This window comes from Stratiformator vulcanicus, assembly GCF_007744515.1.
Lineage (GTDB): Bacteria > Planctomycetota > Planctomycetia > Planctomycetales > Planctomycetaceae > Stratiformator > Stratiformator vulcanicus.
Genome location: NZ_CP036268.1, coordinates 3387768 through 3406978, shown reverse-complemented (window position 1 = coordinate 3406978; position 19211 = coordinate 3387768). Strand labels below are relative to the sequence as shown.

The following is a 19211-nucleotide window of genomic DNA, read 5'->3' as shown; positions in this document are numbered from 1 at the left end:
GGGTGGCATACCGGATTTGAACCGGCGACCTCCGGAATCACAATCCGGCGCTCTAACCAACTGAGCTAATGCCACCATGAGGTCATCGACAGGACGGCGAGAATATCACGCCCGTCCGCAATTCGACAAGCGTTCGACTTACCGAGTTCGCGACGGGGATAGAATTCTCCGCTTTCGCTCCCAGATGTAGCAATTTGCTGCGGAAGTTGTGGCGATCCTCAACACAGCCGCGGTGAACGTTTTTTGGCGATGCGGCTGGAACCCTATTGCGCTCAAGGACTTATGGACGCGTTTCCGTTGCGGTCCATGATTTGCCAATCAGTCAGCCCGCCAGCACGCTTTTGATCCAATAGAGGCAGCTAGGCAGCATTTCGGGTCGAGCGCTCCTGTCTTTTCATCTCTTATCAGACCAGGCTTCGAAACAGGGACGTAAACGATGCTTGTCATTTCCAGAAAATCGGGCGAAGAGTTGGTCATCGGCGATTCGATTGTCATTCGGGTCGAGCGGACCGGTTCGAACCGTGTTAAATTGGCGATCCAGGCACCGCCGCATGTTCCGATCCGACGCGACTCCGAATGTGCTCCGCCGCCGCGGGCTGTGGCTGCGTCACACTGATTGTGAAATTTTGGGATCGCGATCCGTTTCGCTGCCGTTTGAATTACCACTATTTGAGTCTGCGACGTTCATCTTGGTTTCCGACGAGCCGTTTGCTCGTGGACCGCCAAGCCAATCCGACGGCACGTCTCTGAGGTGGATGTCCTGCTGCGGGAAGGCGATCTCGATACCGGCTTTGCGGAAAGCCATGTCGATGTTGACGTGCATCTGATGAATCGTCTCGAGTCGATTGTCCATATTGGCGAGATACGCCCGAACGACGAAATCGAGAGAGCTGGCGCCGAACCCCTCCATCGTGACGAGCGGCTTCGGATCTTCGAGGACGTCGGGATGCTCTGCGCAGGTTTGTTTTAGAATTGAGCGTGCCAATTCGGTGTCGCTGCCGTAGGCGATGCCGACATTGATCAGGATGCGGTTCGTCGTGTCGTTGAGGGTCCAGTTGAGCAGTCGACCGGTGATGAATTCCTTGTTCGGGACAATGAACTCCTGACGATCCCAGTTCACGATTGTTGTAGCGCGGATTCGGATTCGAGTAACGATTCCGGTCACCCCTTCGACAGTCACGATGTCGCCGACGCGGACCGGGCGTTCGAACAGGATGATTAATCCCGAAACGAAGTTCGCAAAGACTTCCTGTAGTCCGAACCCAAGGCCGACCGTTAATCCGGCGGCGAGCCATTGCACCTGACTCCACGCCAAGCCGATGGTCGACGTGAAGGCGAGTATGCCGAGAATGAGCGACAGATACGCGACGATCCGTGTAATCGCATATCGGCTGGCGGCGTCGATCGGGAGGTTGCCGAGGACCGCAATTTCCAAGAACCCCGGCAGATTGCGCGAGGCCATAAAGGCAAATACGGCGATTAAGAGCCCAGCCGCCCAGTGAAGGATCGTGATCGGAACCTGCTGCTCTTCGGTCGTTGTCATCGCAGTGTCGGCACCAGGGTCGAGGGCCTCGACCGTGACCATGCGGGATACCGAATAAAGCGGCCAATTCTCCACGATTCGCACTGCCGGCAGAATCTCGTTCCAGATCGACCAGAACCCGAACAGCCCGACTCCGCAAACGATCGCGACGATCAGCTTTCGCGTCTGGTCGGATGTCTTATCGAAGTCGACGCTTTCATCATCGGGAGGTTGGGGTAGCGATGCGGCTTCACCGGCCGGGTGAGGAACCGACGCGGTTTCGTGCTCACGGAGCTCACGCTGCTGTTGCCAGCGTTCAAATTTCGCGCGGCGACGCAGCAACGTGACGCCGCGAAAAAGAAACGCCGTGAGTGTAAACAGCCCCGCCAGCAGCCAGACCGACCAGAGAAACGCGCTATAGATTTGAGTCGCGGTGAAGTGGTATCCGCTTGCAGTCAAAACGATGAGAACCACCGGCAACAGAACGGCCGCGGCCCGCGAGGTCCACCAGACCACGATTGACGAGGGGACGGTCCCCTCTTTCGCCATCGACGTGTGCGTTCGGCCGGAGAGCCGAAAGATGCGATGAGCGAAGATCGCGAATGCTGTCAGCAGCGCGATAAACACCACTCGTTCCCAGCCGTGGGTGCTCACCTGCGATCGCCCGAACATTAGAATTGACTCGGAATTCAGTTCGTCCGATTGATCAATGACACCGCTCGTCTGCGGGTTATCGGACGCGATCGCTGCCGCGGTAGTGCCCGGATCGGGTAAGAACAAAGCGTCAGGGCCGGCTTCTAATCCGGTTCCGAGCGGATCGAAGGCGGCTAGGACAGCCCAAACAAAATTGAGAGGTAGAAGAACCAATCGGGCGGTCGTCAAAGTGCGACGCAGTGACCGGACGAGGTCGAGCGGCCATTTGAAGTGAGCCTCGGCCAGTCCGCCGGTTCGGCAGACCAGATAGATTAATTCAATCGGAAACCATAACCGGGCTGTCGATCGCAGCGCCGATGCGAGAGCGTCGTTGAAGGGACTGTTCGATTGCTGCAAGAATACTGCCACCGAGATGAGAATGAGCGGCCCGGGTACCGCAGAGAGTGCAGTGTAAATGCCCGCTCGCAGGGTTGGCGTAAAGTCCCGGTTACCGGGCTTGCTTGCCAGCTTGCCACACGCTCGGATCGTCGCGCGGGCATGCATGCGGAGTCCGATCAGAGCGACCACCGTCGCAACGGCGATCAATGCCCAGATCACGTTGAAGCGAAAGGCATTAAAAACAGTTCGAAAGGCATCGCCCCAATTTCCGGAGTCGGTCAGCATTTCGACGCTGCTGCGATCATCTTTCAGGGCGCTGATCGAAAGCGGATCACTGCTGCGAATCCACAGGACGCGAGTGTCAATATACTCGAGGTATTCGTTGGTCTTCTGAATCAGACTCGACTCTTGCGTGTACAAATCGCTGAGCAATTGAAACTTTTTTGCCTGGTTGTTTTTGGCATCCCTTAGAAACTCACTGCGCATCTGCAGCAGGCGGTCTGCATCGGCCCGTAGCGCGGCTTGTTCCTCACTGAGAGGCTCATCTTCGGGGACCGGCCCGAGTAGATCGTCGACCGAGGGGGTATTCTCCGATTCGTCGGCAATGTCGAGCTCTTCCAGCCGGGCCTGGGCCATCGGCTCTTCGCGGCTGCCGAGTGAATCGCGTAATCGAGCAACGGACGGCAACTCGGCTCGATTGCGACGTAGCAACAAACCAATCGGCTGGGTCAGGTCCCCGACCGTTTCGACACGATTGACCGCATCGTCGAAGCTATCTTCGACCTCACTCAATTGCGCTTTGCGGTCGGCAAGCTCTGCTTCGAGTTCGTTCAATTCCAGATTCGTTTGCTGATTCCGCCGCGCAAGAAGCTCGTTGACCTTCGCAATTCCCTGGAATCGATCGTCGGCGAAGAGGGCAGCCCGCCGGGCTTCCTGAATGCGCAAATTGGCTTGTCGTTGCTCCTCGGCCGAGATGGCATCATTTAATTTTTTCAGAAAGGCCGTTTCGCGATCCAGCGTCGCCCGTTTGAGAGTCTCCTGAATATCGAGCAGGTGCGCAGAATCCTCAGCCGCAAACTTCGCCAGTTCGTATTCGGCGGTTTGAAGTTGTTGCTCCAGCCGAGCCAGTTGAATCCGGGCACGCAGCCGGACAGCCTTTGTTAGTTCTTCCGTGTCGTCCGGCGAACCAGGAAGGTCGATCTTTTTTTTGAGGTCGGCCCGACGTCGATCCGCCTCGGCTTTCACCTTTTGAATTTCGGCCTTCTGTTCCGAAACCCGAGACCGTGTCGATTGAAGCTCGGCCAATTCCGTTTTCAGTGTCGCCAACGCCGCGGTACGTCGTGCGGCTTCGGCCTCCATTTCTGCCAGCGTATTCGGCAAACTCGGCTCGGGCCGTTTCCTCAGTTCGTCGAGTTGCGTCTGCAACGCGGTCGCCCGTTCGACGGCTAACTTGGTATCCTGCTCAAATCGAATTCGGTCGGCCGCCAACGCCTTGAGCCGCTTCAACGATTCGAGTGCTTCCTTGAGCGCCACTAATACGGCATCCTTTTGCTCGGCTGGCAGACCGCTCTCGGCCATCTGATCAACAGCCGCCTGCAGGTCCTCCACCGACGGCAGGTTCTCGTCCGTTTTCGGCGGCGCGTCCGTTGGCGATTCGGCCGCGGCGGGGGTCTCGGCCGTCGCGGGCTTCTGAGGTCCGGAAATACCCAGACCGTCAGCCGGCAGGGCGGCCGGCTCGAACAGCGGCTCATCCTCCGTTGGTGGCGGCGCGGTCTGTTCGGTCGGCTGAGAAGACGATCCCGGACCCGACTGCACCGTGACACGAGGTTTCGACTCGCCCGCATTCGGATCGGGCTCCGCATTCTCGCCATTCGGATTCGTCGCCTGCGCTCCCGCAACCAACGGAAAAACGCAAAAAGCGACGCAAAGCGCCAGCACTTGGGGGCGGAACATGATCCGGCCGATCCGTCTTGATTCAGAAAAAGATATCGGCAGGCGTAACATTCTGGACGCACCGCGAATCTTGCGCAACTCTTTTGCGCCCGCAAAACCTATTATCAAACCGACTCCAACGTCAAATCAGATCGGGCGTGATTGCCGGGAATCGTTTCGTCGCTTACATTCGAAAACTCTGATCGGTCTGGATGGTCTGGCCCGTCGGAACGTTCACCTCGACGCTCTCATTCGGCAAAGCCACACATGAATCAGCGAAATCTGACCAAGCGAATCCTGAGCATGATCGCCTCATTCGGAATCGTCGCGACGACCGCTGCCGTGGCCGCGGCGCAGGGGACGGCTAACTACCCCGTGATCGGAAACGTTCACCGCAATACTCCGCAGCTAGACGCTCTAATCGATCCGGAGGCCAAAATTGAAGTCGTCGCGTCGGGCTTTGATTGGTCGGAAGGTCCGGTCTGGTCGCCCGGAGATGGTGGCGGCCTCCTGTTTTCCGATGTCCCCGCCAATACGATCTTCCGTTGGCAAAACCGTATCGGGGTGGACATTTACATGCAGCCTTCCGGCTTCACCGGAGTGTCTGGAAAAAGTCGCGAATCGGGCTCTAACGGCCTCGCCTTCGATGCCCAGGGTCGCCTCGTATTGTGTGAACACGGCGACCGCCGCGTCTCGGTTCTCACAAAAGGTGGTGGTAAGATGACCCTTACCGACAACTTCGAGGGCAAGCGTTTTAATAGTCCTAACGACCTCGTGATTCACTCGGATGGTGCGATCTTTTTTACAGACCCACCGTACGGCGTGGCCCAAGAGAAACGGGAACTTGATTTCTGTGGCGTATACCGACTCGATAAGGATGCGGGGCTTCAACTCTTGACGAATGAGTTTACTCGCCCGAACGGTATCGCCCTGTCGCCCGATGAGCGGACGCTGTATATCGCCCAATCTGACCCCAAGGCGGCTTTGTGGAAAGCCTTTCCGCTCGCCGAAGACGGCACTCTCGGTGAGGGACGTATCCTCCGCAACGCGACAGAAAAGGTTCCCGACTGGCCCGGCCTGCCCGACGGTTTGAAGGTCGACACAGCCGGCAACATCTGGGCGAGTGGTCCGGGCGGAGTGTGGGTGATGAATCCGGACGGGAAACTCCTCGGCCGGATCGATACCGGAGAACGAATCTCGAACGTCGGCTGGGGCGACGACGGCTCGACGCTCTATATGACATCGGACATGTATCTGTGCCGAGTTCGTACGAAAGCAAAGGGCCTCGTCTTTCGCGGCGAAGAATAAAATCACTGAAACAAGCCCGCACCGCAAGCAAGGGATTCGCTTATAGCCGCAGCGCGTCCGTTCGTTACCAGAGTCACTTCAGATTAATTTATTCATCTGCAATAGCGGCTGAATTAAGCTATTTCAAGACTAGAACACCGAAAGCACCATCCGTGTCCGCCCGTATCACTTCGCTCGATCCTGCCGACGCTCCGCCCTGTGCGATGCCGGACCGTTTCCGCACCGAAATCGTCTACTTCGCTGATCCGCTCCCCGGCGAGCGAGGTTCGTATACGATCGACACTCCGAAGTGCCGGGAAATTCTCGACGACGGGGTGTTTCGCCTCGTTTCCCCGCTCGACAGCGAGGGCCTCGCCGAAATTGAAATTAGCGAGGATCAGGAACGGTTTTTAGAATGGGTGACCGAATACAAGGTCGCAGCAGTCAAAATACTTTAGCTCTATTCACAGAGCGATGAGGGGTACCGCGGGCATGTCGGTCATTCGCGGGAGACGACTGCTTACTGGCTTGTGTTGCGTCGGAATTGCCGTCGTGACGAGTGTCTTGCTCGAAATATACTTTTCAGACGAAATCAACCGGATTACTTCCGGCCTCGGAATCTCGCCTGTTCATGTCCCGCCGAAATCGCCGTTACCCGGCGAGCAATGGTCCGATTTTGCTCCGATTGGGCAAGATCCCAGTGCCGATCTTGTACGGGTGAAGGCGCTTGAAAAACCGGTGCGAGCGATGTGCGGCGCCTGTCATGCTTACCCGGACGCTTCGCTCTTTCACCGAGATAAATGGGAATTCGAGGTTGCGATCGGTTATGAGTTCTTCGACGAATCCTCCGATCCCGACATTAAAAAATTAATCGCACCACCCTTTGCAGACACGGTCGGCTACTACGTCGTTAAATCTGGCGGGTGGCACGACATCGAAAACGCCACCCCGATCGACTCCGCCGCGGCTCAGCATTTTCTTCCGGAGGTAGTGCCATACCCTTCGCCCGGGCCGATCGTCGGCAGCGTGTCCGATGTCAACTGGTATCCTCCGTCCGGCAAGCAATCCGGCTACTTCACTGTCTGCGATATGTGGCACGGTCGCATCCTTCGCGTAGATGTCAAAGATCGCAAATTTCATAGCGAAATAATCCATCTCGCAAAGCATCCCGCTCGTCTCCGCCCGATCGGAGCGGAAGGATCGGAGGAATATTTGGTTGCGGAGCTCGGCAGCTTTCTGCCAGCAAATCGAGCGGACGCCAAACTCTATAAATTAAGCCGAATCGGTTCGGATTCCACGTTAACCCGAACTAATATTTGGGCAACGCACAATCGTGTCGCCGACGCAGCCGTCGGCGACCTGAATGCCGACGGAAATGTAGAAATTGCCGTCGCGGAATTCGGATGGCGAACCGAAGGGCGAGTCACGCTGCTCACCTGCGACTCTGTAGGAGAGCAGTGGAAGAACACCACGATCGACGACCGCTACGGCGCCAGCGACGTTCGGCTGCACGATCTAGACGACGACGGGCGGCTCGATCTGATCGTCTTAATTAGTCAGGAACATGAAGTCATTGAATGTTATCGCAATTTAGGTCATCTAACGTTTCAGCGTCATCAATTATTTTCAGCAGACAACCCGGCATTCGGCTTAAGTGGTCTCGTTGTCACTGACTTCGACGTCGACGGAGATCTCGATATCGTTTTTACGAATGGTGATATGCTGGACAGCGGCGTTCCAAGTGTGCATCACGGCGTCCGTTGGTTGAGAAACGACGGCGAGTTCCAATTTTCGACTCAGTTGATTGGGAAACTACCGGGGGCATATCGCGCGGTGGTAGGCGACTTGGACGGCGACGGAGATCTTGATGTCGCGGCCTCCGCCTATATTCCATTGGGAATGAAGAACTTCGTGTCGGAAGCCCCAACACTTTTTGATTTACTAGTATGGTTCGAGCGACAGGCCGACGGGACGTTCACGCGACACTCGGTATATCAATCTCACGATCTCGGTTCTGCCGACATTGAACTCGGCGATTTTGATCTGGATGGCGATCTCGACATAGCGACCGGCCAGACGCTGTTCGAACCAAAGGAACCATCCGCGCTGCCGGAGCGAGTCCTCAACAGAGGGATGCTCACGGTCTGGTGGAATCAGCTAAAATCTGCAGAAATGAACACGAATTAAAAAAAAATGTGAAGAACGAATCATCGAGTTCGTTGGCCGGAGATAATTAGTCTGAACCGGCTGAAGGCAGCATATTGCGATAGAGAAAGGGTCGGGAGTTACGCGAATAGGTGTCCTGTCCGACGATGTCGAGATCACCGTCGCCATCGACATCGCCGATTGCACCGGAATAAAGCCCCTTGCCCTCGACCAGCGTTTGCGGCTTGCTGAAATTTCCCCGCCCGTCGTTGAGCAACAGGTCAACCCGGCTCTTTCCCCACGGAATTCCGAGTATAATATCGAGATCGGAATCGCGATCGACGTCGACTAATTTGATCGTGTGGCAGTTATTGATTTTCTTAATCACAACCGTCTTCTTCCAAGTTTCTGCAGTTTCGTTTCCGGGATTCTGGTACCAGACCAGATGATGATTGCCGCCTCCCCGATACCGTTCGGCCGGTCCGATTAACACATCCGGGTGCCCGTCTCCGTCAATGTCTCCAATTGCTTCCTTCGTATTCTGGTTGACGGCTTTAAAGTCGGCATCTATCGCTCTTAATAAAAAATGTCCCTCCTGCGGATCGACAGGCGTCTCCAACCAGTAACCGGTAAAGGTGACGTCGGGGCGGCCATCATTGTTCAAATCGCCAACGGCAAGGCCCTCTGACTTTTCGATTCCAGTTGGCAATGACCGAAGAGCATATTGGCCACTCTCCGCTTGAAATAAGATATGAATCTCGTTCGGGTCGAGGCTGCGGACGACGATGTCAATCCGACCATTGGAGTCGATATCCGCCAACTCCATGTCATTAATATGATGCCATGGCATTGCGACCGGAGTGACTCTTTGAACGCCCCACACGGAATCGTCCGCGGAGGATGATCCGGGATTTAGGAGGACGAACACATTCGCACTCTTCTTATTACCCGAATGCTTGTCCGACGAAATTACGACATCGATGTCGCCGTCACTGTCGATATCGGCGAGCTTTGCCGCCCCGAGAAATTCCGCGAGGTCGGCGTCGACGTTGATGTCATGACGCTGCCACGTTGATTTTGAACTGTTCGCAGGCGACTCAAACCATGCCAGCGTGCGACGGCCACTCGCATGTTTCCCGCCTTCGGCCGCAAATACATCAGCGCGTCCGTCGCCATTGAAGTCGCCAACGTCCATGCTGGTCAGGCCGCGGACGCTTCCCGCCGAAATGTCCCCCGCGTCTTTAAACTCAACCGCCCCGGCGAAACGTCCTAACGAAAAAGCAATGAGGAGTGCTGCTGCGGACCTGAGATATATGCGGTGCGTCATCATTCGAATCCTGATTGGGGGGAAGTCGACGAAGCGTTGATGAGACTCAGGAAGGAACCAGGACGCAAGTCAGGCAAACGTCGTTAAATGCTCTCAGCCATGATGCCATAGATCAATAATGCACCTTCTTCGGCTCCGCATGTGTTCAATCGAGGACAATCGGCTTATAATTTATTGCCATGTCAACGATTTCCTCAGCACTCATTTCCCTTTGGGGATAAAAAATCAGGTCCGATGGTTCAGGATGAGGGACGTTTTGCTCAAATTGATCGATCATTACATCAATATCGTCTTCCGTGCCATAAGATCTCATGAGTCGAGTTACAAGTTCGATAAGCTGTCGACGGTCGAGTTTTCGCGACATGTGACTAAAACTCCAGGTTTGTACGCCGCCCGTGGCACGCAGCGTATCCTTGTTTCGCCTGTTTAGCTTTGTAATGGTGCCAACGATTCGGAATCCAAGTTGGAAAAGAACTCGATCTCATTCCGTTTGATCTTCTGCACGGTTTGGTAACCGGGCCGGAAGCCAGACGGGGAGAGCGTGAACTCAGCAAGAGAATTCAAAATCGCCTGATCGCGACGCTTCAAATACGAAATCATGAGGGGCTGGCCGAAGTTATTCCGGCTGAGCAATCGCAGCGCGGCGAATAGTTGCCGAAGAGAAACGTTATAGAATGGAGGGTCACAGATGATGATCCCGAAGTCGTCTCCTTGCCAGTCGGGACGATTCAAATCGAAATGCCGAAAGCCCGGCAATTCGCTGAAAAGGTCGTCGACATCGAGAGTCGTGACATCATGGCCATGCTCGACGAGCCATTTTCCGAGGAGCGGACAGCACACGCAACATGGGTTTGGAAACGATGCTACGAAGGCCCCAAGCCGATCAAGCGTCGCGGCATCGAAAAAGTATTGCTCATTCTCTTGGCGTTCGTTCATTGCTTGACTGTATATAATTAAAAGGCGTTCCGGCCGGACCTCATAGCGAAACGATGTTGTTCAGGCAGTTCCTTCCGAACGCCCTTGATAGTCGTGATGTCACAATCGCCGACGAGAGTAATGTTCTAGTCTTGACTGTTGCCGCCGGTGCCGCTCTTGTCGATCAGCCGGTTGTTACGGTCAAAGACCGTCACCCTTAACGTGCCGCCTGGGTTTTCGTCGAGATGCATCCTAAACAGCAGCCGACGCAGAGTGAGCCGCAAATACCATTCCAAATCCAGCTGCCGTATTTTCCAGAATTAGAACAAATGCTCGAGCTGGTTTAATTCTTCTGATGATGACGCCAGAGATCAATATTATAGTGCAAGCTACGCACATTGCTAAGATAAGATAGAAACTTCCCAGCGATGCAAACGGCAGAAGCCCTCCAACCCCGGCAAACCATAATAGAACTGCCGAAGTGGCATTTATTAATGTAAAGCACATTCCGACCGCGTCAAGGGTTAGCGATTCATCCGGCTTTTCTGGCATCGTGTAAGACCAATGTATAGAGTATCTAGGCAGAGATCGTGATGCAGAAGCGGAAGTTACTTGCCACTTCCAAAGCGGGAACTTTGTTGGTGCGGGCGAATCAAGCCCGTTTCAGCACGGCTGCCGGATGTATCACTGAGGACGACGTTTAAGTCTTGAGCGTTGCGGTAGCAGAACTTCATCTCAACCGTGCCAACGGCGACCGAATTGTCGATTAGGACTGTCTAGACGTAAGCGTTGTTCACTGTAAAGGCAAAAAATACCACTGTCATCACAAGAGCTTGGAATGCTGGCGAAAACAGTAGCATGATACCAAGACCGATATCGACAGTATTGCTATACGACAGCGAGGTGGCTGCGCTGGGTGCCGGGGGCGAGCCGCCCCCGCATCTGGTTGCTGACTCTCTTCTTGCATAATATCCACTCGCCCCCGGCGTTAATCGAGCCAGTCCGGCGGTACCCGATCCACCCGGAGTGGTCCCGATTGGTCCTCGATCAGCTCAGAAGCACTCGACCACTTCCAATCGGCAGGCCGTTCCACGAGCCCGCGGCGAACTGGATTGGCGTGAATGTATTCGATCATCTTCAGCAACGTCGTCGACTCCGTGATGTTGCGGTCGTAGCCCGGACCTTTCTGCCAGAAACGACGCTCGATCCGGCCGCCCTTGGTTACTGTCAGTTTTGACAGCCAGTCCGGCCGGTGCTCTTCGAGCCAGTCAATGGCTCTCTTCGAGATCGGTGATTTGATGGCGGTTCGGATTGAACCCATGTCGTAATCGAGTTCCAACGGCTTCACGATCAGGTGGACGTGTTCAGGCATAAACACGTAGGCCCACAAATGAAACTTGAGTCGGTTGCGGGCGGCGTCGATGGATTCAGCCAGCCACAGGCGGGTTCGGTCTCGACTCAGTAGGGGGAGCCGGCGGAAGCAGGAGAACGTGAGTTCGTGAGCGTGCCCAGGCTCGTTAAATGTGCGGCGGCGGGGCATCGGGGTTCCACTTAGTTGTCGGGAGTGGACACTATGCAAGAAGGGGACAGGCCGCTCACTGCGGGGGCGAGCCGCCCCCGGCACACTCTTTTAAGCTAACTTGAAGCAATCGTCTGTTTCATCTTTCTTAGCCCTTCCCTCGCGACTTCTAACGGGTCGCGCCTCCAGTAGCTCTTGTTGAAGACTTCGAGTGAGAGGGTGGGTGGGTTTTCGATTTTGAGGATGCCGGAGTGTTTAAGGACTTCATTGAACGGGGCGATGCCGTCGGTGGGGAAGACGCGGTCGCCGTCGTTAATTTTGTCGCGGGGGATGTCGGGGTAGTCGTTGAGGTGGAAGACGCGGCAGGTTTCCGGGGAGAGGAACCTTAAGCCTTCGAAGGGGGAGCCGCCTTTATAGAGGTGGTAAACATCGGGCAGGACGAGCGAATTGGAATGGCCGCAGGCCGCGGCGACGTAGAGGACTTCGCTTAATTTGGAAAGCGTCTGCGAGAACCCCCAGACTTCGAGCTGCGGGGTGATGTCGATCGATTCACCGGCTTGGCACAGGGCGGCAAAGCGTTCGGCCGTGCCGTCCAAATCGGCCTGGATCGGTGAGCGGTGTGCTCCCGCGGGTGGGGCCGCGATGCGGGTTCCGCCGATCTGTTTGAGCAGGTCCATTTCACGTTTGGCCTGTTCCAGCCCCGCGGCCCGGGCTTTCGGATCGTCGACGATCCAATTGGCGAATCCGATGGCGCTTTCGACCTTAAGACCGGCATCGGCGATCTTCTGTTTGAGGTCCGTGAGGGAGCCACCCGCGTCACGGTAGACTTCTATGTCGCGAATCCACGGTTCGATGCCGTTGTAGCCAGCCGCGGCGGCGACTTGGACTTCCTTCTCGATTCCGAGCTTCTGGCCGCGGATAGTGCTGGTGTTAAGGCAATACCGGATGTTCGTCCGTGGCGGCGGGTCGGCGGCGTTTAATGAGAGCCCGGAGCCGAGGCCGATCGCGGTGGCGGTGGTTAAGAAGTCGCGGCGGTTCGTTTTCATGGGCGGGTCGATGATCGGATCCCTTGCTTGCGCTGCGGGTTTGTGTGGTGGTTAACCTGTGCCCATGCCGCGATCATATGCGTCAAGGTCGCGAAGGTAGAGGGAGAGCTGTGACTCGAACGTCTCGCGGCTGATCTCCCACTTGGGCTCATCTTCGGTGTAACGATTGCAGTGCTCGACAAGCAGCCGGTAAAGAAACTTAAACAGGTGCCGCGGAACTCGGAGCTTGGAGAAGCTGCGAATTAAATCGTCACGGGTCACTTGGTCGTCAAAAAGCTTATTAATGGATGGGGCCTGACCTTCGTTGGAACTGCAGGCCTTAAGGCGGTCGGCGGCGACATCGTAAAGAGACTCCCCCGTCCATTCGAGCGACGGGATTAAGTTTTGCTTGTCGAGCCGACTTCGTTCGTAGAATTCCTTCTCTTCGCGGTTCAAGTAGTAGGTGACCTCTGCGGGAAGAAGCAGTTTGAATGCAATTCCCGGATGCTTTAAGAACTTATTGTCGAAGATCGGCCAGAGCAGATCGCGCATTCGCTCGGGGGAGCCGTTAATCAGATGCGGCTCGTCAACGCGGTCGACGAGAACGAGAATCGAATTAAATCCTAGTTTGGACAGGACGGATTGAAATTTTTGGAGCAGCTCATAGCGGTCGTCGCTACGATCTTTTGTCGGGAACGGCTGCCCCGCTAAATCCTGTCGAGAGAATTTGCCGAGGATGCGCCGCAATGTGCCTGCGAGGACGTCGAACACTCGGATCTGACGTTTGACTCGCCAAGCCTTCCAGGAAAGTTGCAGTTGCCGAATGCCCCATTGAAACCACCCGGCGAGCAGTACGATGCCGACAATCATCCAGCCCCACCAGCGGATATTCCCCACGCCCATCCAGAGGACGATGGCGGTCGTCACAACCGTGACGGCGATGGCGAGCCAGAAGTCCCAGCTATTGAGTGCGACGTTATAGCCGAGCTGCTTGCGGAGTCGGCCCCAGCGGGTCAGCGGGGTGTTTTCGTACGAGTGATCGTACAGAGCCGCGAGCATGAGCAGATCGCGCTTTTGAGAGTGCTCGAGCAGGCTGAGATCTTCGGGCCGCACGACCGCGCGGTGGTCGTCCTCCGGCTTGCCGATGTCGAGGATGCCGCGGACGAGCTTACGCACGCCGAGATTAAGAATGGCATCCATGTGATCCCACATCCGCCAATAGCGCAGAGCCCGGTCGGGACGTTTCCGGCGGCCAGAGAGGCGTTCGCGGAAGCTGTCGAGAAATGTATTAAAATCATCGTATTCAACGACATAGACCCGCTTGTCAGGGTTCTCAGCGTTATATCGCTCGACACTATCGACGAGTTGCAGCCTGAGCGCCGTCTTTCCCGATCCTTTCTCGCCGAAGACGACCGACGTGGAGGGCGTGCCCGGCCTGCCGACGATTTTATCCCACGCGGGATGGTGAGTGCCCGCGATGCAGTGATCGCGAAACACGTGGTCGGCTTGGGCGTCCTCTTCACCGAATGGATTCTCGGCGATGCCGTGATGTTCGAGGAATTTCTGAACCTTCATGCAAGCGATTCTCGATCAGGGAGCTGCGACGGCACGGCGGCGATACCGTCGAAGGGTCGACGCATTCTGTCGACGGGGCTGCCGGAAGCCAAGGGGCGCGCGTAAAACAGGGGAAATACCCCGTCTGTCCAATAACGGGTTACTTCCAGTAGGAGGTTCGCAGCCAAAGGAAGATGCCGGGCGGAACGAGGAAGGTCAGTAAAAATACGGGAATCGAGCTGGCGTCCCACTCGGGAAAAAATTTGGCGACAACAAACGTGTCGAGCAGCACCGACCCCACGATTCCCCAACAAAGCGCGATGATCCCGGTCATCCGCCGCTCACCGCGTTCTTCATCAGTGAGGTCTTTCCAACGAACGCCCGCTTGATTGCGGTTGGAACCAGACTGACCGTCGCCGCCCTCCCCTTCGCGGGTCCCCGGGGGGTAATACTTGCTGATGGCCTTATTCATGGCCGAAGGCGTCGTCAGCACGGGACGAATCGGCAGGCCGTAAATCAGTTGCAACTCTTCTTCGAGCTGCGTGGGCAATTGATCGAGGCAGGCGACGAGGAGCACGCCTTCGTCTTCGAAGAGAGGCATCGTCGAGTGCCGACGAACGGTCTTACGCGGCAATTTGTCGAGGATGTCCGCTTCGGGCAAAGCCTCAGCAAGATCAACGAACGACATGCCCAACTCCTGGGCGAGGGCTCGCGTCGCGATCGCCGGCTTAACGAGTTTCATCTGAACCATCGCGTCTCGCAGCGTCAGTCCCCGCTGCTCGGCGTAGTGTTCGGCTTCCTTTAATTTTTCTTTAGTGATGACCTTTCGTTCGACGAGCCAGCGCCCCATCGGCTTGCGTCCGAGGATGTCGGCATCATCGAACTCGCGACCGAGGCTTTCGTCGTACTCACGTTTTCGGGCTTCGTCGGTCAGGCAGAGCATTGCCTTGGCGAGCTCATTGAGCAGGTCTTGAGACTTTTGCGCGTATTTCCCCGTGGCGTAGCCCCGCACGTGTTCGTTTAGCTTGCGGTAGTTCCCGCGGATCTTCTGCTCGTCATCTTCGAACTTAACGAGGCGGAGCAACGCATAGTAATTGGGCGGAAGATCGGCTTCGGGAATTCCCAGCCAATCGCGATAAACATTCGGCTCACTGGATGTGGTGCTCATGACCTGAAATCCGAAACGGGCAACCCGGGATGGCGCTCAGTTCTAAAAATGCCGCGACAGAATTTTGCACCGCAAGCCGCTGAAGAATCGTGGTGATGCTCGTCCGCTAAAAACGACCAGTCAAAACCGTGCTTAATCGACCTTGTATTCGGAAGCGAGCTTGGTGAAGGCGGCTACGCCGTCATCGTCCAATCCGGAATCACGTGTAATGACCGTTTTCGCCTCTCGGTTACCTTTAAGTTCCTTTGCCTCGGCATGAATTCGGCCGTTATTGTCATAGCGGTAGGTGACTTCGACCGGAGTGCCTTTCGGCAATCCTTCCGGAAGATCGACGAGTTGGAAGTCTCCCACCATCGTGCAGGCGTCCGGATCTTCAGCTTCGCCCTCGAGCACGTAAATATGAACGGACCGCTGATTGTCTGAATTCGTGACGAACTTCTGACGCTTGCTAAAAGGGATCGTCGTGTTGCGCGGGATCATGATGTGGTTAATTTTCCGCGACGGATCTTTCGGCGGGCTCGCCTTCACCCCGAGCGAATGCGAGTTGACGTCGGCGGTATTGACCGATCGCAAACGCTTGAGAATCGCGTCTGACATGCCGCTGGCCTCGCCGCGGTGGCGTGCCTCGAGAATCGCCGCGTGAATGGCGGCCCCCTGTGCAACGGCTTCCTCCGGCATGAGGGCCCGCGATGGCACCCGACCGCAGATCTCTCGGAGCATGTTCTCGACGATCGGCATGTAGGTCGAGCCGCCGATGAGCACGACCTCGTCGAGCGTGCGAGGGTCGACCTCGGACTGCTGCAAAACAAGCTCGGTCGTATCCTTGGTGCGTTGCAACAGGTCGCCGGTCATCCGCTCGAAATCGTTGCGGGTCAGCGCGACCGTCAATGTTTTTCCTTTGTGGTAAACGGTGACGGGTGTCTGCGCTTTGTTACTGAGTTCACGTTTGGCGTCTTCGCATTCTTGGAAAAATGACCGAATACTTTCGGGGCTGGATCGCGGGTCTTCGCCGTGCTTTCTCGTGAATTGTTCGGCGAGGTGATCGACGAGTCGGTTACTCCAGTCGAGCCCGCCCAACATGACGTCGCCGTCGGTCGCGAGGACCCGGAAGTGCGTCGACGTGTAGGAAACGACCGTCACGTCAAACGTTCCTCCCCCGAGGTCGTAGACGAGGATCGTTTTCGGTTTCGCGTCAGCGGCTTCGATGCGCCCCAATTCGCCTTTGCTCCACGCGTAGGCGAGGGTGGCGGCAGTCGGTTCGTTGATGATGTCGATGACATTCATCCCCGCGACACGACCGGCGTCCTGCGTCGCTTTGCGGCGAACGTCGTTGAAGTAATAGGGCACGGTGACGACGGCGTTGGCGATCGGACCGATTTGCTGCTCGGCATCCTGTTTCAGCTTCTTCAAAATGAGCGCCGCCAGAAACTCAGGCGTCAGCTTTTTGCCTTGGTAGACGACGAAATAGTTTTTGTTGCCCATCTGCCGTTTGACGGCTTCGACAACGTTCTTCGGATCCTCGATCGAAATCCGTTCGCGTGAAGGGCCGACGAGCACTCGACCTTCATCGCCGAGTAAAATGACGGAGGGCGTAATCGTGCGGTCATCCGCGTTCGGCAGGACTTGAGGGTCGCCGTCGCTGGAGAGCTGGGACACGGCTGAATAAGTCGTGCCGAGGTCGATTCCGACCGTGTTACCTTCGAGAAATTTCATGCGACTGAACCGGCATCATCGATGGAGAGCAGGTGGCAAAATGCCGAGAAATGTCAGATCGGATGTGCGAGCCATCCGTCCGAACTATTCTGTCCGTCAACTTCGACGGTTGCAACCGGCTTGCTATGGTCCGGAAGCCGGGCGTCGGTTGCAGGATCGCTCGTTCGGCAAGTGCGAGCCGCAGCGTCCCGTAGGAACGCTAAGTGCCGACGACGCCCCGTTTGCGGCGCAATTGATCTCGGGCCCGACTGAGCAGCGGTCCGATGGAATTTTCCGGGACGCCCAGTTCGCGGCTGATTTCGCGGTAGGACTGACCACCGAGGTGGTATCGCCGAATGATTTCGGCTTCTTCGCCCGACAGCCCGGACAGCAGATTTTCGACTTCATCCCGATCTGCAATTCGAGATTCCGGCGGCTCGGGGCGTCGACCACTGGTCGCCTTCGAGGATTTGACGTGCCCCAGTTCTTCAGCTTTGCGGCGGTTCGACATTTCTCGAATCGCGACCCGACGAGCAATGACCGCGAGATACGAGGCGAGCGAAGATTGCCTTCGAAATCGCCGCAGCACGGCGTAGTCATCTCGCAAAATCTCGAGAAAGACTTCGGCACAGATATCGTCCAATTGATCTGCGCGAACTGCTTGGCTTCTCAAATGCGAGTTGTGCTCGACAACATGCACGAACAGGCCAATGAACCGATCAACAAAGCTTCGCCACGCATCCGGTTCTTCAGCGAGGCATCGGTCCAGCAGATTTCGATCAATCTCGGTGAGCGCCACAAAAACCCCTCAATTGCATCGTTCGCCGAACGCTCCGATGCATCGTCTCGGTACCGCAACAGCTCCTTGCGTTCCGAACGTTTCCGGCCCGGCACCATGCAAATTATGAGCGGTCCATCAAAATAACTCTAATCATGACGAGGGGTTGCCGACAAGTGGGAAGCCGGCGTTGCAAGACGTGGCACCTTCGCGATCGAGGCAAGATTTGTGCAGAAATTGGAGAAATTTCTCGCTGCTGCCGGGTCCAACGCCGTTGGCGGACGACCGGAAACCGACTAAACTTGCGGAAATTCGAGACTGCGGCGGCTCGCTGCGGTGATCGCCGACTTACTGCCGCACCGGATGCGGCTGCCTACCAATGCGGAAGAGTTCATGACACACGTCGTTGCCGAGCCCTGCTTCAACTGCAAATACACCGATTGCGTCGTCGTCTGCCCCGTCGAATGTTTCTACGAGGGGCAATCAATGCTGTACATCCATCCGGAAGAGTGCATCGACTGCGAGGCGTGCGTTCCGGAGTGCCCGGTCGAAGCGATCTTTCACGAGGACAACCTTCCCAAAGAATGGACCGAGTTCACAAAGTTGAACTCGGACATGTCGGAGCAAACGCCGAACATCACGGAGCAGAAAGCTCCGATGGCCGACGACAACTCCGACGGCTGTGCTCAAAAATGACCGCGGTGCTCACTTTTTCTTAAGAGTGAGTCGGCGAATATTTTGAAGCCCATTGGCTGCGACCAATGGGCTTTTTTCTCGCCCGAACGATTTGGCTCGATCAGTACCGCGGCAACGACGGATCGATGGCCGTCGCCCATTCATCGATCCCGCCGGAGAGGCTTTTCGCCTTAGAGAAACCCTGAGAACGCAGCCACATCGCGACACGCAGGCTTCGACCGCCGTGATGGCAGTGGATGATCAATTCGTCATCCTCTTGTCCGTTCAATTCAGAAACTCGTTGTTCCATCTCGCTCATCGGGATCAGTGTTGCCTGTTTCAGGCAGACTGTCTCGTATTCCTCCTGCTCCCGACAGTCGATCAATGTCACTTTCTCTCCGGCTTCGAGCCGTTGGTGGAGCGTTTGGCAGTCAATCTCGAGCGGTATTTCCGTCGGCATGGCAGAACTCCGGTTTGTCTTCGAATCCCGATTTCAATCTCGAAACAGTTTCGGCTTCTTTTTGGTTCAGGCTCGGCGTGACGATGTCGCGGATATGAGCCTCCGCCGTCGTGTGCCGATAATAGCAGCGATTGTAACGTCAATGGTCCTTCTCGACCGCCGTGACTCCGCTGAAACACA

Annotated in this window: 17 protein-coding genes and 1 tRNA gene; 6 read left to right on the top strand and 12 right to left on the bottom strand. The window is 56.2% G+C overall.

What is annotated here, in order from left to right:
- Window position 1 precedes the first annotated feature (1 nt).
- Window positions 2-75: transfer RNA gene (locus Pan189_RS13315), tRNA-His, on the bottom strand.
- Between the two features lie 361 nt (window positions 76-436).
- On the opposite strand from Pan189_RS13315, the gene Pan189_RS21685 reads away from it, so the two are divergent.
- A complete protein-coding gene (locus tag Pan189_RS21685; RefSeq protein WP_145364472.1) occupies window positions 437-616 on the top strand; it encodes a carbon storage regulator in 180 nt (59 codons plus the stop codon).
- Here the strand turns inward: Pan189_RS21685 and Pan189_RS13305 are convergent.
- Window positions 608-4507, bottom strand: a complete 3900-nt coding sequence (locus Pan189_RS13305) for a mechanosensitive ion channel domain-containing protein (RefSeq protein WP_145364471.1) — start codon at window positions 4505-4507, stop codon at window positions 608-610. The genes Pan189_RS21685 and Pan189_RS13305 overlap by 9 nt on opposite strands.
- Window positions 4508-4753: 246 nt before the next feature.
- Here Pan189_RS13305 and Pan189_RS13300 point away from each other — a divergent pair, with 246 nt between their 5' ends.
- The 3 genes from Pan189_RS13300 (at window position 4754) to Pan189_RS13290 (ending at window position 7960) form a co-directional block, all read left to right on the top strand.
- On the top strand, window positions 4754-5794 hold the full coding sequence (locus tag Pan189_RS13300) for an SMP-30/gluconolactonase/LRE family protein (protein WP_310820453.1): 1041 nt from the start codon (window positions 4754-4756) through the stop codon (window positions 5792-5794).
- A gap of 152 nt (window positions 5795-5946) precedes the next feature.
- On the top strand, window positions 5947-6231 hold the full coding sequence (locus Pan189_RS13295) for a hypothetical protein (RefSeq protein ID WP_145364470.1): 285 nt from the start codon (window positions 5947-5949) through the stop codon (window positions 6229-6231).
- Between the two features lie 259 nt (window positions 6232-6490).
- The gene (locus tag Pan189_RS13290; RefSeq protein WP_310820452.1) at window positions 6491-7960 is read left to right on the top strand and encodes an FG-GAP-like repeat-containing protein; all 1470 of its coding nucleotides are present in this window, start codon (window positions 6491-6493) and stop codon (window positions 7958-7960) included.
- 46 nt (window positions 7961-8006) lie between these two features.
- Here the strand turns inward: Pan189_RS13290 and Pan189_RS13285 are convergent, their stop codons facing one another.
- The 9 genes from Pan189_RS13285 to Pan189_RS13245 form a co-directional block, all read right to left on the bottom strand.
- Window positions 8007-9245, bottom strand: coding sequence for an FG-GAP repeat domain-containing protein (locus Pan189_RS13285; protein ID WP_310820451.1), 1239 nt, complete (start codon window positions 9243-9245; stop codon window positions 8007-8009).
- A 145-nt stretch (window positions 9246-9390) separates the two neighbouring features.
- Window positions 9391-9609 (bottom strand): bacteriocin immunity protein, encoded by a 219-nt coding sequence (locus tag Pan189_RS13280; RefSeq protein WP_145364467.1) that lies wholly within the window; start codon window positions 9607-9609, stop codon window positions 9391-9393.
- Window positions 9610-9671: 62 nt separating this feature from the next.
- Window positions 9672-10181 (bottom strand): hypothetical protein, encoded by a 510-nt coding sequence (locus Pan189_RS13275; RefSeq protein ID WP_145364466.1) that lies wholly within the window; start codon window positions 10179-10181, stop codon window positions 9672-9674.
- Window positions 10182-11148: 967 nt separating this feature from the next.
- Entirely contained in the window at window positions 11149-11700 is a 552-nt protein-coding gene (locus Pan189_RS13270) for an REP-associated tyrosine transposase (protein ID WP_145364465.1), read from the bottom strand.
- Window positions 11701-11795: 95 nt separating this feature from the next.
- Window positions 11796-12725, bottom strand: a complete 930-nt coding sequence (locus tag Pan189_RS13265; RefSeq protein ID WP_145364464.1) for a sugar phosphate isomerase/epimerase family protein — start codon at window positions 12723-12725, stop codon at window positions 11796-11798.
- Between the two features lie 51 nt (window positions 12726-12776).
- Window positions 12777-14279: a P-loop NTPase family protein gene (locus Pan189_RS13260; RefSeq protein ID WP_145364463.1), complete on the bottom strand. Its 1503-nt coding sequence runs from the start codon at window positions 14277-14279 to the stop codon at window positions 12777-12779.
- Window positions 14280-14418: 139 nt separating this feature from the next.
- Window positions 14419-15426 carry a GspE/PulE/PilB domain-containing protein gene (locus Pan189_RS13255; protein ID WP_145364462.1) on the bottom strand — a complete coding sequence of 336 codons (1008 nt, stop codon included), beginning with the start codon at window positions 15424-15426 and terminating at the stop codon, window positions 14419-14421.
- A gap of 132 nt (window positions 15427-15558) precedes the next feature.
- The gene (locus Pan189_RS13250) at window positions 15559-17139 is read right to left on the bottom strand and encodes an Hsp70 family protein (RefSeq protein ID WP_145364461.1); all 1581 of its coding nucleotides are present in this window, start codon (window positions 17137-17139) and stop codon (window positions 15559-15561) included.
- 199 nt (window positions 17140-17338) lie between these two features.
- Window positions 17339-17818 carry an RNA polymerase sigma factor gene (locus Pan189_RS13245; RefSeq protein WP_310821343.1) on the bottom strand — a complete coding sequence of 160 codons (480 nt, stop codon included), beginning with the start codon at window positions 17816-17818 and terminating at the stop codon, window positions 17339-17341.
- Between Pan189_RS13245 and Pan189_RS21410 the strand changes: the two genes are divergently transcribed.
- Window positions 17801-18043 carry a hypothetical protein gene (locus tag Pan189_RS21410; RefSeq protein ID WP_310821350.1) on the top strand — a complete coding sequence of 81 codons (243 nt, stop codon included), beginning with the start codon at window positions 17801-17803 and terminating at the stop codon, window positions 18041-18043. The two genes, Pan189_RS13245 and Pan189_RS21410, sit on opposite strands and share 18 nt — an antisense overlap.
- Window positions 18044-18289: 246 nt before the next feature.
- On the top strand, window positions 18290-18592 hold the full coding sequence (locus tag Pan189_RS13240) for a ferredoxin family protein (RefSeq protein WP_145366189.1): 303 nt from the start codon (window positions 18290-18292) through the stop codon (window positions 18590-18592).
- A 100-nt stretch (window positions 18593-18692) separates the two neighbouring features.
- Here the strand turns inward: Pan189_RS13240 and Pan189_RS13235 are convergent, their stop codons facing one another.
- Window positions 18693-19031 carry a rhodanese-like domain-containing protein gene (locus Pan189_RS13235; RefSeq protein ID WP_145364459.1) on the bottom strand — a complete coding sequence of 113 codons (339 nt, stop codon included), beginning with the start codon at window positions 19029-19031 and terminating at the stop codon, window positions 18693-18695.
- Window positions 19032-19211 lie beyond the last annotated feature (180 nt).

Excerpts from the sequence above, each read along its gene's own strand:
- Pan189_RS21685 (WP_145364472.1), top strand. The coding sequence starts at position 437 with ATGCTTGTCATTTCCAGAAAATCGGGCGAAGAGTTGGTCATCGGCGAT.
- Pan189_RS13305 (WP_145364471.1), bottom strand. The coding sequence starts at position 4,507 with ATGTTCCGCCCCCAAGTGCTGGCGCTTTGCGTCGCTTTTTGCGTTTTT.
- Pan189_RS13300 (WP_310820453.1), top strand. The coding sequence starts at position 4,754 with ATGAATCAGCGAAATCTGACCAAGCGAATCCTGAGCATGATCGCCTCA.
- Pan189_RS13285 (WP_310820451.1), bottom strand. The coding sequence starts at position 9,245 with ATGACGCACCGCATATATCTCAGGTCCGCAGCAGCACTCCTCATTGCT.
- Pan189_RS13280 (WP_145364467.1), bottom strand. The coding sequence starts at position 9,609 with ATGTCGCGAAAACTCGACCGTCGACAGCTTATCGAACTTGTAACTCGA.
- Pan189_RS13275 (WP_145364466.1), bottom strand. The coding sequence starts at position 10,181 with ATGAACGAACGCCAAGAGAATGAGCAATACTTTTTCGATGCCGCGACG.
- Pan189_RS13270 (WP_145364465.1), bottom strand. The coding sequence starts at position 11,700 with ATGCCCCGCCGCCGCACATTTAACGAGCCTGGGCACGCTCACGAACTC.
- Pan189_RS13265 (WP_145364464.1), bottom strand. The coding sequence starts at position 12,725 with ATGAAAACGAACCGCCGCGACTTCTTAACCACCGCCACCGCGATCGGC.
- Pan189_RS13260 (WP_145364463.1), bottom strand. The coding sequence starts at position 14,279 with ATGAAGGTTCAGAAATTCCTCGAACATCACGGCATCGCCGAGAATCCA.
- Pan189_RS13255 (WP_145364462.1), bottom strand. The coding sequence starts at position 15,426 with ATGAGCACCACATCCAGTGAGCCGAATGTTTATCGCGATTGGCTGGGA.
- Pan189_RS13250 (WP_145364461.1), bottom strand. The coding sequence starts at position 17,139 with ATGAAATTTCTCGAAGGTAACACGGTCGGAATCGACCTCGGCACGACT.
- Pan189_RS13240 (WP_145366189.1), top strand. The coding sequence starts at position 18,290 with ATGACACACGTCGTTGCCGAGCCCTGCTTCAACTGCAAATACACCGAT.
- Pan189_RS13235 (WP_145364459.1), bottom strand. The coding sequence starts at position 19,031 with ATGCCGACGGAAATACCGCTCGAGATTGACTGCCAAACGCTCCACCAA.